Origin of the sequence: Photobacterium salinisoli (assembly GCF_003614885.1) — a bacterium.
Taxonomy (GTDB): Bacteria; Pseudomonadota; Gammaproteobacteria; order Enterobacterales; family Vibrionaceae; genus Photobacterium; species Photobacterium salinisoli.
In genome coordinates this window covers 222,013-235,549 of sequence record NZ_QZMS01000007.1, presented here as the reverse complement: position 1 = coordinate 235,549, position 13,537 = coordinate 222,013, and the positions used below count along the sequence as shown (strand labels likewise).

The window sequence follows — 13,537 nt, the reverse complement described above, 5'->3', positions numbered from 1 at the left end:
GTCAATGAAGAAATAGCCAGATTATCCGGCATTAGCCTGGTTGCACTTGTGCGCTTGCAACAAACAACCACACCAGTCTGTTCGTCAGAGATACGTCATAGCATTGTATTTCTTGAGGGGGGACTCGCACGGGAAATTGCGGTCTTTGCAACATTCAGAGGACGCTCAACTCGCCCCCTCTGAGATTACAGCGCGTTATGAATTCAATCAGAAATGTGTATTGCCGTATTATGAACGCCCCTTCTCGCTGTCCTGTTGATATTTCTCTTTATCCGCATCAGGATGCTTTAATTGCTCTTGTGACGCTTCTTTCGGAACAGCACTTTTTTCCAGTGAATCGGACGTTGCTTTCATATCCTCGGTCAGCTGATCCTGCTTGCCATCATTGATGATCAACTGTGTGGTTTCTGTTTCATCAGACGCTGATGCAAAACCGGACAGGGTCATCGATAACGCTGTCAGCACGACACCCAGAGCGAATACATGTTTCGATTGAATCTGACTCATCATTTGTTCCCTTTTTAATTGATTGTTGGTACGGAGATAAATAAGCGCCTGGCATACTTGCCTAATGTTTAGGCTAAGTCTGTCGGAATGAATACACTAAGTATCTGTTTTGGGACTTGGCGCGAGATCATGTGTGAAAACAGCAGATAAAAAACAGCCAGATCGCAATCTGGCTGTTTATTTGTTTAAGAACAGATTGAAGCAGGAATCAGTCTTTGTAGTCGGCGAAGTCGCCCGCACAATCGACCAGCTGTTCACGGGTCATCATGAAGACGCCGTGGCCGCCGTTTTCAAATTCCAGCCAGGTGAACGGGATGTGTGGATACTGCTCTTCCATATGGATCATGGAGTTACCGACTTCACAAATCAGAATACCGTCGTCTGCCAGATAATCCGGGGCATTGGCCAGAATGCGGCGCACCAGATCCAGGCCATCAAAACCGGCAGCCAGACCCAGTTCAGGCTCATGACGGAATTCTTCCGGCAGGCTGTCCATGTCTTCCTGATCCACATAAGGCGGGTTGGATACTATGATGTCGTACTTGTCTTTGGGTACGTCACGCAGCAGATCCGAATGCAGCGGAATCACCTGCTGTTCCAGACCGTGGTCGTGAATGTTCTGCTCGGCCACTGCCAGGGCATCGGTGGAAATATCCACCAGATCCACTTCGGCTTCCGGGAACGCATAGGCACAGGCGATGCCGATACAGCCACTGCCGGTACACAAGTCCATGATGCGGGTGGGTTCACGGGTCAGGAAAGGTTCGAACCCGTTATCAATCAGTTCGCCAATCGGTGAGCGTGGCACCAGCACGCGCTCGTCGACAAAAAATTCCAGGCCACAAAACCAGGCTTTATTGGTCAGGTAGGACACAGGAGTACGCTCGGTCACCCGGCGCACCACTCGTTCGACAATCGTTCGGCGCTCACTGCTGGTCAGGCGCGAGAAACGCGCGTCAGCCGGAATATCAATCGGCAGGTGCAGGGTTGGCAGTACCAGCTGTACCGCTTCATCCCAGGCATTGTCTGTGCCGTGGCCATAAAACAGGCCGGCATCGTTGAATCGACTGACGGTCCAACGTAGCATATCCTGCAGTGTGTGAAGTTCGTTGACGGCTTCGTCGACAAAAATCTTATCCAAAATAGCCTCCAAATGGCGCTACAATACCGCGATAAAGTAGTTGGAAATTCATTATGAGTAAAAAAGACCCAGCACTGGAAGATGACGATTTCTCGCTCTTTCAGGATGCAGTGAAGGGCGTTAAAAAGTTGTCGCATGATACCATAATCACTTCGCGCCGACAGAGCCCGAAGACCGATAAGCGCAATGTGAGTGCCAAAGAGAGCCATAATCACGAGTTTTATTTCTCAGACGAGTTCGAACCTCATCTGAGCGAACATGGCCCGATGCAATATGCCCGATCCGGCGTCTCCAAGTATGAAGTGAAAAAGTTACGCCGCGGTGTCTATGTGCCCGATATTTTTCTCGATATGCATGGCATGACACAAAAAGAAGCGAAACGTGAGCTGGCGGCGATGATTGCAGCCTGCATTAAGGACGGGGTGTCGTGCGCCTGTGTGATGCACGGGATAGGTAAGCATATTCTTAAGCAGAAAGCGCCGCTCTGGCTGGCACAGCACCCGGATGTAATGGCATTTCATCAGGCACCGCTGGAGTTTGGTGGCGCCGGTGCCCTCTTAGTGCTGATTGAAGTGCCCGAGCGGTAGAGGAATCACCCTCCGGAGCGGAAACGTGTCAGGCAACTTCGCCTGACGCCTCGCTCAGCAGTGCTGCTTTTATCTGATCAATACACAGCCTGAGACAATGAACCGACGTTCACCACCTGGCCGTCCTGGATCAGGGTCACTTCGCCGGTATCGCAGACCTGCATCCGTACTTTTACCGAGCCTTCGTTGTAATAGTGCTCACAGTTGCCGTTACGGGCACTGTCGATTCGGGAAAATATGGTGATACCGCCCGGATTCAGCATAGAAGGCGGAGTCAGAAACGTTAAGGTGCTGCCGGTTTGAGAAACGTTCATCTCTTCTCTCACACCATTGGCCCATTTGATCGCCCCGTTGGCCACAATATTGGGCTTAACCATGTTTGTCACGCAGGCCGTCAGTCCCAGACAGCCTAACAATACAAATGCAACTTTTCTCATAACCACTTAATTTATCAGTCTTTATTTTTGTTGTGCATTGTACCAGACCTGTCGGTTCAGGACAGGCCGGTAAGGTAAAACTGCGTACCGCAGCCCATCAATGGTGATTAGGCTGGACAGCTTCGACAGGATTCTCCTGCCATAATAAGGCGGACGGTTCCCCCTCAGCATGAAAATCCACCGCGGCAATGGAAGAAGTACGGAACATCAGTGGCTGCAATCCCGGCACCAGTTCGGCACTCAGATAGCCCACCAGCGGTAAATGCGACACCACCAGAACCGTTTGCGGCTTCTCCAGCGCAATCACGGCTTTGAGGTAGTCCGCCACCTGAATGGCATCACCGTAGGGCGTGATATCATCGACCGTCATCAGGGTCTTCGGCACAGGCAACTCATCTGACATCGCCTGCCAGGTTTGCTGAGCACGCAGATACGGGCTGACCCACACCAGATCAAGCTGCCCGTCCAGATGACTCGCTAGCTGCTTGGCCATCTGCCGGGAATACATCTTGCCCTGTGCTGTCAGGGGGCGCTCCGCGTCACTCGGGGCAAAATGCTGTGCTTCGCCATGACGCATGATAAAAATTCGCATAGTCTCCAGTCCGATTGCGCGTTTCTGTCGTTATGCTAGCAAAGGCTGGCACAGACAGGGTAGCCATTTCCTATTACGCGATGTGAAAGCGTGACGGCTGAATCGCTCTTTTTACTGGCGCGCAGTCACACATCCTTGCCAGACAGAATTTGCCAGTGCCATTAATGGGCGTCATAATTACCCTAATTCCCTGTAAATATAGGCGCTTCCTGTGTTCAAAAGTCCGAACGATCCCAAAGAGTACCGCTATCTGACACTGGACAATCAACTCAGGGTCTTACTGGTCCATGATCACACGGCACCCCGGGCTGCAGCGGCGCTGTCTGTCGGCATCGGCCACTTTGATGATCCCCTGGATCGTCAGGGAATGGCGCACTTCCTTGAACACATGCTATTTCTGGGGACGGAAAAATTTCCCAATCCGGGCGAATTCCAGTCCTTCGTTAACCAGTACGGCGGCAGTAACAATGCCTGGACCGGCACGGAAAACACCACCTATTTTTTTGACATCGCCCCGCCGGCCTTTGCTGCCGGTCTGGAGCGGTTCGGGCAATTTTTTATTGCCCCGCTGTTTAATGCCGATGCGGTCGACAAAGAACGCCAGGCTGTTGATTCTGAATACAAACTCAAGCTCAAAGACGATGTACGCCGTCTTTATCAGGTTCACAAAGAAACCATTAACCCTGAGCATCCCTTTGCTAAATTTTCAGTGGGCGATATCACCACGCTGGAAGACAGACCGGATAACCCGGTTCGCGATGAACTGATTGCTTTCTACCAGCAACATTATTCCGCCAATCAGATGGGGCTGGTACTGCTGGGGCCGCAATCTCTGGATGAACTGGCAACCTACGCCGAACAGTTCTTTGGTGCTATTCCCAACTCAGGCAAAGACAAACCCGCCATTGAGATTCCACTGATAACAGACAGGGAAAACGCCTGTTTTATTGCGATTGAGCCGATTAAGGAAGTGCGGAAACTCACGCTGTCTTTTACCCTGCCCCCTATGGATGCCCATTATCGCAGCAAGCCATTGTCTTATCTGGCGCATTTACTGGGCAATGAAGGTACAGGCAGCCTGATGTCAGTCCTCAAAAGCGAAGGTTTGATCAATACCCTGGCGGCGGGCGGCGGGATCAGTGGCAGTAATTTCCGGGAATTTACTATAGGTCTGAACCTGACACCGGATGGCCTGAACCGTGTCGATCATATCGTCACCACTATTTTCCAGTACATCAGACTCATCACGGAACAGGGGCTGGCAGAATGGCGCTATCTGGAAAAGCAAGCTGTGCTGGAGCAGGCGTTTCGCTATCAGGAGAAGAGCCGGCCGCTTGATACCGTCAGCTATCTGGTGATGAACCTGCTGCACTATGCCCCGGAAGATATCGTCTACGGCGATTATATGATGAGCCAGTACGATGAAGCGCTGCTAAAAGACGTGCTTGGCTATCTTCGCCCGGACAACCTTCGCCTGACCCTTGTGGCAAAAGGCCAGAAGCACGACAGAGTGGCCGACTGGTATCACACGCCTTATTCGGTCACGCCGTTTACCGAAGCACAATTAAGCGCCTGGGCTGAACCGGGCGACAACCCGGCACTCTTGCTGCCCGAGCAAAACCCCTACCTGTGCCAGCGTATGGATCCTCACCCGCTGACGGATGAACAGGAAGCGATTCCTCAGCTAATTCAGGACCTGCCGGGCTTCCGGCTGTGGTTTATGCAAGAACATGAGTTCAGAGTCCCCAAAGGCCTGGTCTATGTCGCCATCGACAGCCCCCACGCGGTGAGCTCTGTTCGCAATATCGTCAAGACACGACTGTGTGTCGAAATGCTGATGGAGTCCTGCAATGAAGTGGCCTACCCGGCAGAAGTGGCGGGGATGGCGTATAACCTGTATGCCCATCAGGGAGGCGTAACACTCCAGTTATCCGGTTTCAGCGAGAAACAGCCTTTGCTGCTCAAGCTGCTGCTGGAAAAATTCTCCGGCCGCACGTTCAATATCGACCGATTTAACAGCATCAAAGCACAGATGCTGCGTAACTGGCGCAATGCCGCGGAAGACAAACCCATCTCTCAGCTGTTTAACCAACTGACCGGCTTGCTGCAACCGAACAACCCGCCCTACCCGGCCATGATCAAAGAACTGGAAACCGTTGAAGTCACCGAATTACCCGGTTTTGTTGAAGCCATGTTTGCCGAACTGCACATTGATGCGTTCGTGTATGGTGACTGGCGCAAAGATGATGCCCTGGCATTGGCTGAAGTGCTGAAAGACGCGTTTCGGGTGACAGATCAATTATATGGTGAAGCACAGCGACCATTGGTCCATCTGGGAGAATGCAGCACGCTGCGCTATGAAGTGGACTGCGGCCATGCCGATTCCGCCATCCTGATTTACTACCAGTCACGGGAACAGTCGCCCAAAGCCATTGCTACCTACACCCTGGCCAATCATCTGATGTCGACCACCTTCTTCCACGAGCTGCGTACCGAACAGCAACTGGGTTACATGGTAGGCACAGCCAATCTGCCGCTGAACCGCTATCCGGGCCTGCTGCTGTATATACAATCGCCGGTAGCCGGTCCGTTGCAACTGCTCGAAGCCATTGATGAATTCACCAATGCCTTCGCGCTGGTCTTGCTGGAACTCAATGAGAGCCAGTGGCAAGCCAGTAAACAAGGGCTGATCGCTCAGTTATCCGAGCCGGATACCAATTTGCGCGCACGTGCCCAGCGCTATTGGGTCAGCATTGGCCACAAAGATGATCATTTTGACCAAAGACAGAAAATTGCCCAAGAAATGGCATCATTGTCCCGAGCTGAGCTGGTCCGTTTTCTGGTAGAAGACATTAAACCCAGAACCGCGGACCGGCTTGTGATGTATTATCAGGGCGGCGCGCACCGTAACCTTACCCCGCTGGAAGTGGGCGATCCTATTACCTCAGTGGTCGATTTTCAGCGTAACGCTCAGTAACCGCGTCCCCTGAGTCTTGATCTCAGGGGAGACTGCTTGCATATCCAAACCGATAAAAGTGGAATCACGATTCCACTTTTGGCATCACTCTTAATTTTCCTTTTCCTGTCAGTCGATTATCTACATTAACAAATCCAAAAATACAGCCTCAGGCTGGCCGTCTGTATCGGAAAGTGATGCAAGAAGCCGTGAGGTCGAATAAGCATAATTTCTCAGAACAATGTTCAGGAACCTGTTATGTCGCACGCCTGTTCGATCTGCCGTCAGTCTATTACGGCGAAAAACCACAGTTTACACAGCCGGCTATTCTGCCGTACCTGTATGAAGGCTATTCATCCGCGCCAGCTTGACAGCATGTTGTGTCTGCTCACAGCTATCGCCCTTTGCTCACTGACTTTCATGCTATGGATTGGCTTTAACCCGCTGATGGTAGCTGGCTCGGTTATCCTGCTGCTGCACTTAGTCCGCCCGAAAAGCCTGTACCGGCGCTTTCGTCTGGGCATCAATGTGCAGCAAGGGTTAAAGCATCACAAAATCACTTAACAGTTTCACATCGGTTCCATCTCCATCTCCCTCTAACGACAAAGGCCTGCTATGCAGGCCTTTGATTTATTGGATTCTTAGCAGTAAATCAGTCGTAGAAACGCTGCTCGTCCTGCGCCATCTGCAACAGACGCTCGCAGGGGCGGAAGCGATCACCGTATTTGTTAACATGCTCGTTGAGCAATTCAACAACACGCTTGGCACCGAGCTGATCCATATAACGGAACGGACCGCCCAGGAATGGCGGGAAGCCGATACCGAAGATCGCACCAATGTCGCCGTCACGGGCACTGTGAACCACCCCTTCATCCAGACAACGGGCCGCTTCGTTCAGCATCATCAATGCGCAGCGGATCGCGATGTCATGGCCGGATGCTTTTCGCGCAGGATTGAGCTTCAGCAGTTTATAAACGCTCTTATCGACCCCTTTTTTCTTACCGTTGTACAGATAAAAACCTTTACCTGTTTTACGGCCTTTGCGGCCATCTTTCAGCAAGATGTCAAAGACATCCGGGCTCTTGAAGCGATCGCCCAGCTCTTTTTCCAGAATCGGGCTGATTTTGGCCCCGACATCGACGCCGACTTCATCCAGCAGGGTGATAGGCCCAACCGGGAAGCCAAAGTCGAGCAGCGCGTTATCAATATGCTCTACCGGCTCTCCGCCCAGCAGAGCCAGCGCGGCTTCATTCATATACGGAGCAAGAATACGATTGACATAAAAGCCGGCTGTGTCGGCGACCACAATCGGCGTTTTCCCCTGCTTCTTCGCTAATTTCACCACGGTCGCAACAGTTTGCGGCGATGTACCGGCATGGGGGATCACCTCCACCAGCGGCATTTTTTCTACCGGGCTGAAGTAATGTAAACCAACCACCAGCTCAGGACGCTCTGCAACCGAAGCGATCTGGTTAATCGGCAGCGAGGACGTATTGGTGGCAAAAATGGTGTCAGGTCTGGCATGGGCTTCCACCTCTTGCACCATCTGGTGCTTCAGGCTGAGATCTTCAAAGACCGCCTCAATCACGACATCGGCTTTATCAAAGCCCTGATAATCCACACCGCCGCTGATCATCAGCATTTGTTTTTGTAACTCAGCCTTACTGATAATTTTGCGCTTACGCTTTTTATCGAGCAGCTTAAAGTTATACGCCATCGCGTTCAAAATGCCGTCGTTTGCGATATCTTTCACTTTGACCGGCAGGCCGGCTTTCGATGCCGTCACATGACTGATGCCGCCACCCATGAGCCCGCCACCCAGCACAGCAACACGCTTCACCTCGGCAGGTTTGACATCATCGCCGACACCGGTTTCTTTCTTCATGGCAGTCGTGGCAAAAAAGATACCGCGCAGCGAGGCTGACTCTGAAGTCATCACCAGCTCTCCGAACCGGCGAGCCTCTTCTTTCTGTCCTTTGACTATGCCGTGCTGTAAGCCATATTTGATGACATCCAAAATGGCTTCTGCCGCCGGATAATTGCCACGGGTTTTTTCTCGTGTCTTCTTACGGGCCTGATCAAACACCAGACCACGGCCCACAGGGTTGCCGCCCATCGCCCAGTCCTGGAAACTGTGCTTGCGTACAGGCTTGCCTTTCAGCGCCAGTGTTTCTGCCACTTTGAGCAAAATACTTTCCGGCACGCATTCATCGACCACGCCCAATTTCTTCGCTTTTTTGGCGCGTAGTTGTTTACCGGTCAAAATCATATCGAGCGAATTGGCCACGCCAATCAGACGAGGCAGACGCTGTGTACCGCCTGAACCCGGCAGCAAGCCAAGCTGCACTTCCGGCAGGCCCAGTTTGGTGGCATCGGAATCGGTACATACCCGGCTATGGCACGCCAGCGCCAGTTCAAGTCCGCCGCCCAGGCACGGGCCATGAATGGCAGCGACAACATGAAACGGCAGCGCTTCAAGACGCTGGAACATCTGCTGCCCCTGCGTCGCCAACTGCTCGGCTTCTTTGGCCGTAGTGCATGCCGCCAGCATGCGAATATCCGCCCCGGCGACAAAGTTATCCGGCTTGCCGGAATACACCACCAAGCCTTTGATGTCTGCTTTTTTCGCTTCCAGCTCGTCCAGCACGCTGCCAACCTGAGTGGCAAAGGCAGCCTGGAGGGTATTCATTTTTTCCCCGGGGACATCAATTTTCAGCCAGGCAAGGCCATTCTCGCCGTAGCTCAGGCTGAAGGCTGATTGCGCCGGCTCAACAGTATGTTCTGTATTCTTCTGTTCAGTCATGGTTACATCCGTCATTATTCAGTCTCCAGGATCATGGCAGCACCCAAACCACCAGCGGCACAGGCGGTATTCAGTGCCAGACCGCCACCGCGACGCTGCAGCTCGCGCAGCGTTTGTGTAATCATTCGCGCGCCGGTGGCGGCAAAGGGGTGACCATAAGCAAGCGAACCACCCAAGACATTGAATTTATCCATGTCGATCTCACCAATCGCGTTACTGCGACCGAGTTTTTCCTGCGCAAACTTCTTCGAAGCAAACATTTTCACATTCGCCAGGGTTTGAGCAGCGAATGCTTCGTGCATTTCAATCAGCGTCAGATCTGAGAGTGTCAGGCCGGCACGGTCCAACGCCAGCGGGGTCGCATAAGATGGCCCCATCAGCATATCCTGCTCGACGCCTATTGCGGAGAACGCATAAGAACGAATATAGCCCAGAGGTTTCAGACCCAGCTCTTTTGCCCGCCCTTCACGCATCAGCAGCACAGCCGCACCGCCGTCGGTCAGCGGCGTACTGTTGGCCGCCGTCACTGTGCCGAATTTACGGTCAAAAGCCGGACGCAGTTTAGCGTAGCCTTCTACCGAGGAATCTTCGCGAATATTGTTGTCTTTATCGATCCACTGACGATACGGTTCCGGGAAAGCGGTTATCACCTCCCCCTGAATCAACCCATCCCGCCACGCTTGGGCTGCCAGGCTGTGAGAACGGTGAGCCAGCGCATCCTGCTCTTCACGGCTTATTCCGTGCGTTTTTGCCATTTGCTCCGCCGTCTGGCCCATACTCAGGCCTGTCGAGTATTCGGCAACCGCAGGCGGAACCGGCATTAAATCTTTCAGGCTGAGTTTACTGAGCAGGCCCATTTTTTTGCTCATGGTTTTCGCTTTGCTGAGCGCCAGTAACGTGGCAGCCAGTTTTTTAGACACACCAATAGGTAATACCGATGAGGAATCCGCACCGCCGGCGATCCCGATATCAATGGTTCCCGAGATGATACTCTCAGCAACATTAGCCGCTGCCTGGAAACTCGTTGCACACGCCCGGGTCACACTGTAAGCATCAGTGTGAATATTCATTCCCGTCCCCAGCACAATTTCACGGGCGATATTCGGTGCTTCAGGCATCTGCACGACCTGACCGAACACGACCTGCTCAATCAAAGCGGGATCAAAATCAATCTTTTGCAGCATTTCATTGACCACCATCTTGCCTAGATCCAGTGCAGGGACACCGTTGAAGGCTGTAGCCTGGCGGGCAAAAGGGGTACGTAATCCTGTTACGACAGCGATGCGTTCACCCTGTTGGGTCGTGAGATTCTGGCGACGTGTCATCGCGGCTCCTTATCATTATGGTAGAGGTCAGACCACACCGATTGTAACGGCATTGTTATTTAATTCAAATTAATGTTTAAGAAGTTGGAGCAACCAAAAACAATGAAAAGTGTAAGGAGTTAAAACATAGCGCAAAAAAAAACCACACCGCTATGGTATGGTTAACAAACTCAACGTGTCAGTCGTTTGTGCAAGTATGATAAAAAGCGCGAACAATAACGTTCAGCATTCCGTCTTGAGTTACCAATAGAAATACTGACACTTTCTGCACGCAAGTCGTTGAAGGGTATACTCAGTCCGTAAAGGACGCTATCAAGGGGTCAACCCCGATAACACAGCTACTATAACGAAAGCGGGCTGACAGATATTGAGGGAAATCAATAACACAACAGTCTATTTTTATGAATCCAATTCCTGTTATCTCCCGTATTATTGACTACGGCTCAATGGATACGGACGGGCTACATCATGATTAAGCAATTTTTTCGCAAGAAAAACCCAGATACCTCGGTCTCTGTGGATATGAATAAACAGACACGCTATGAAGCCCTGGTCAGGGCCTGGCACAAAGACCTTTACAGGTACGCCTACTGGTTGTGCCATGACCAGCATATTGCCGAAGATTTGGTGCAGGAAACCTGCCTGCGCGCATGGCGATCGCTAGACAGCCTCAACGATGACAGTGCGGCCAAAGCCTGGCTGATCACTATACTGCGTCGCGAAAATGCAAGGCGTTTTGAACGTAAGCAACTCGATCTGGTCGACATCGACGATCACCCGATTGCGGATGATCATGACACCGACGCAGGGGGTTTAAATGAGTCTGAACTGAGCCAGTTGCAACATATGATTAAACAGCTGCCGTCCGAATATCGTGAGCCTTTGGTTTTACAGGTCATGGCTGGATTCAACGGTGATGAAATTGCTAATATCCTTGGACTGAACAGAAACACAGTGATGACCCGATTGTTCAGAGCGCGTAACCAGTTAAAAGATGCTTTAGAGAAGCAAACCGAGCGGAGGGGCCACCAGAATGGACGATCTTGAATTTCGTCGCCGAATTTTGGCAGATCCTAATGATCAGAGTCCAGAAATGGTCGCTACGAAAAATGCGTCAATTGCTAACCGTAAACTGCACGATGAGTTACAGCAATTGGACAGCAGACTGTCTGCAGCAATGAAAGTGGATGTCCCGGAAGATCTGGCCGATAAAATCTTGTTCCGTCAGTCCGGACAAGGCTATCAGGCCGAGAAAAAAGTACGCCGTCATTTAGCGATTGCGGCTTCCGTGGCTTTCCTGTGCGGGTTGTTAATCGGTCAACTTCAGCCAGGGTTTTCGCTGAGTCCCGCCAAAGACATGGGTCAGGTGGCTTTAACGCATATCTATAATGAAGCCCCATTTGTCGACCAGGTTGATGAAGGTGTGTCACTGACGCAGGTTAACGCCAAGCTCAAGCCTTTCGGTCCAGAATTGAGCAATTTGCCTGCACATGTTTACTATCTCAATCACTGTGGTTTTGATGGCGGTGAAGCCTTACATATGGTCATCGGCGGTAAGCACGGAAAAATTACTGTTTTTGTGGTGCCCCAATCCTCCAACGCCATGAAAAGCTTTGAAGACGGCAAAATGCGCGGCGTTGTCATGCCTTCTCAGAACGCCAGTCTGATCGTGGTGGGTAACAAAGGCGAAGATGTCATGCCGGTCGCCGAACAGCTGAAAGACGCCATGCGTTGGACCAGTATTTAACGTTGCGGTGGTATCACCAACAGTGACCACCGCAAAAAATGCCTACCATTTCACCAGTCAGTGCCTATCCACTCCAATAAAACAATAATTTAGATACTGGTCTGATTTGTTGTTTTTTTGCCTGCTCCTACAATCGCTGCCTCTCTGGCACAGTTAACGTGTCAGCAAAGAACGATCAGGATAAAAATAACTATGTACAAGAAGCGTCTGTTTACAAAAACCCTGATGGCAACCGCCGTCATGCTGGCCTCACAGCAATCACTGGCTGCCGGATTCCAGCTTAACTCACAATCTGCTACCGGCCTGGGCCGCGCTTTTGCCGGTGATGCCGTCATTGCTGACAATGCTTCAGTGATGGCGCGTAACGCCGCTGCCATGACCTTGTTCAATGCCCCTGCTATCTCACTGGGCCTGAATGTCATTGATACTGACATTGAAGTGAAAGATACGACTTATGCGGGTATCTTGCCGTTGGATGATGCACAAATCGGTGGCACGTCATACGTACCCAACCTGTATTATGTTCATCCTGTAAATGACAAACTGGCTCTGGGTGCCGGGATTTATTCAAACTTTGGTACTAAAACCGAATTCAGCAACAGCTACGCTGCGAACGAATTTGGCGGCCTGACAGATGTGAAAAGTCTGAACCTGGCGCTGAATGCGGCTTATCGTCTCAGCCCTCAATGGAGCATTGGTGGTGGTCTGGACATCGTCTATGGTCAGGGTGAATTAAAACGTTCTAACCCAAAGTTCGGCGGTACCGTTCTGGATGTAGATGTTGACGGCACTGCTGTTGGCTTCAACCTGGGTACAGTCTATGAGCATAATGATCTTAACCGCTTTGGTCTGGCTTATCATTACAGCCCTGAACTGAAAGCCGAAGGTGACATTTATTTTCTGCCAGCTGGCGGCAACCTGAATGGCCAGAGCTTATTGATGCCACTGCCGGATATGGTTGAGTTTTCCGGTTTCCATCAATTGAACAGCCAGTTCGCCGTTCACTATAGCGTTCAGTGGATCGAGTGGAGCAGCTTTGATTCGCTGAAAACCAACAAAGGCGTGACACTGAATGATTACCAGTGGCAGGACGGCTGGCACTATGCGATTGGTGGTACCTACACAGTGAATGCTGACTGGACACTGCGTGCCGGCTATATGTACGACACCAGTGCTCAGGACAAGAAAACCTCTATTTCTGTCCCGGATTCAGATCGCCAGTGGTTCTCTGGTGGCTTCAGCTACAACCTGGACAGCAAGTCGACGCTGGACTTCGGCCTGACCTACCTGATGGGTGAAGACGTAAACGCCTCTGAAAACAACGGTATCACATCAGTGACCGCAACTACGCGTGCAGATGCACTGCTGTACGGTGTTCAGTACAGTCATTCGTTCTGATTCGCGAAAATACGGTTCGCAGAAAAAAGCCGCTCAGTTGAGCG

The 13,537-nt window shown here is 51.5% G+C and carries 12 protein-coding genes; 6 read left to right on the top strand and 6 right to left on the bottom strand.

What is annotated here, in order from left to right:
* Positions 1 to 228: 228 nt before the first annotated feature.
* Both D6M16_RS01820 and prmB read right to left on the bottom strand, forming a co-directional pair.
* Entirely contained in the window at positions 229 to 507 is a 279-nt protein-coding gene (locus tag D6M16_RS01820) for a hypothetical protein (RefSeq protein WP_120510309.1), read from the bottom strand.
* A gap of 208 nt (positions 508 to 715) precedes the next feature.
* On the bottom strand, positions 716 to 1,648 hold the full coding sequence (gene prmB, locus D6M16_RS01815; RefSeq protein ID WP_046219491.1) for a 50S ribosomal protein L3 N(5)-glutamine methyltransferase: 933 nt from the start codon (positions 1,646 to 1,648) through the stop codon (positions 716 to 718).
* A 53-nt stretch (positions 1,649 to 1,701) separates the two neighbouring features.
* Between prmB and smrB the strand changes: the two genes are divergently transcribed.
* Positions 1,702 to 2,235 carry an endonuclease SmrB gene (gene smrB, locus D6M16_RS01810; protein WP_120510308.1) on the top strand — a complete coding sequence of 178 codons (534 nt, stop codon included), beginning with the start codon at positions 1,702 to 1,704 and terminating at the stop codon, positions 2,233 to 2,235.
* A 77-nt stretch (positions 2,236 to 2,312) separates the two neighbouring features.
* Here smrB and D6M16_RS01805 read toward each other — a convergent pair whose 3' ends face one another.
* Both D6M16_RS01805 and sixA read right to left on the bottom strand, forming a co-directional pair.
* Positions 2,313 to 2,672, bottom strand: a complete 360-nt coding sequence (locus tag D6M16_RS01805; RefSeq protein ID WP_240435505.1) for a hypothetical protein — start codon at positions 2,670 to 2,672, stop codon at positions 2,313 to 2,315.
* A gap of 97 nt (positions 2,673 to 2,769) precedes the next feature.
* On the bottom strand, positions 2,770 to 3,264 hold the full coding sequence (gene sixA, locus D6M16_RS01800; protein WP_120510307.1) for a phosphohistidine phosphatase SixA: 495 nt from the start codon (positions 3,262 to 3,264) through the stop codon (positions 2,770 to 2,772).
* A 211-nt stretch (positions 3,265 to 3,475) separates the two neighbouring features.
* Between sixA and D6M16_RS01795 the strand changes: the two genes are divergently transcribed.
* Positions 3,476 to 6,241, top strand: a complete 2,766-nt coding sequence (locus tag D6M16_RS01795; RefSeq protein WP_120510306.1) for an insulinase family protein — start codon at positions 3,476 to 3,478, stop codon at positions 6,239 to 6,241.
* A 237-nt stretch (positions 6,242 to 6,478) separates the two neighbouring features.
* Complete coding sequence (locus D6M16_RS01790) at positions 6,479 to 6,784, top strand: hypothetical protein (RefSeq protein ID WP_120510305.1); 306 nt, start codon at positions 6,479 to 6,481, stop codon at positions 6,782 to 6,784.
* A gap of 88 nt (positions 6,785 to 6,872) precedes the next feature.
* On the opposite strand, the gene fadJ is transcribed toward D6M16_RS01790, so the two are convergent.
* Both fadJ and fadI read right to left on the bottom strand, forming a co-directional pair.
* Positions 6,873 to 9,023: a fatty acid oxidation complex subunit alpha FadJ gene (gene fadJ / locus D6M16_RS01785; RefSeq protein ID WP_120511830.1), complete on the bottom strand. Its 2,151-nt coding sequence runs from the start codon at positions 9,021 to 9,023 to the stop codon at positions 6,873 to 6,875.
* 14 nt (positions 9,024 to 9,037) lie between these two features.
* Positions 9,038 to 10,348 carry an acetyl-CoA C-acyltransferase FadI gene (gene fadI, locus D6M16_RS01780; RefSeq protein ID WP_120510304.1) on the bottom strand — a complete coding sequence of 437 codons (1,311 nt, stop codon included), beginning with the start codon at positions 10,346 to 10,348 and terminating at the stop codon, positions 9,038 to 9,040.
* A gap of 468 nt (positions 10,349 to 10,816) precedes the next feature.
* Here fadI and D6M16_RS01775 point away from each other — a divergent pair, with 468 nt between their 5' ends.
* From D6M16_RS01775 to D6M16_RS01765, 3 genes are all read left to right on the top strand, one after another.
* Positions 10,817 to 11,395 (top strand): sigma-70 family RNA polymerase sigma factor, encoded by a 579-nt coding sequence (locus tag D6M16_RS01775; protein WP_120510303.1) that lies wholly within the window; start codon positions 10,817 to 10,819, stop codon positions 11,393 to 11,395.
* Positions 11,382 to 12,095, top strand: coding sequence for a DUF3379 domain-containing protein (locus D6M16_RS01770; RefSeq protein ID WP_120510302.1), 714 nt, complete (start codon positions 11,382 to 11,384; stop codon positions 12,093 to 12,095). The genes D6M16_RS01775 and D6M16_RS01770 overlap by 14 nt, the downstream gene beginning before the upstream one ends.
* 192 nt (positions 12,096 to 12,287) lie before the next feature.
* On the top strand, positions 12,288 to 13,493 hold the full coding sequence (locus tag D6M16_RS01765) for an outer membrane protein transport protein (RefSeq protein ID WP_120510301.1): 1,206 nt from the start codon (positions 12,288 to 12,290) through the stop codon (positions 13,491 to 13,493).
* The last annotated feature ends 44 nt before the right edge of the window (positions 13,494 to 13,537 follow it).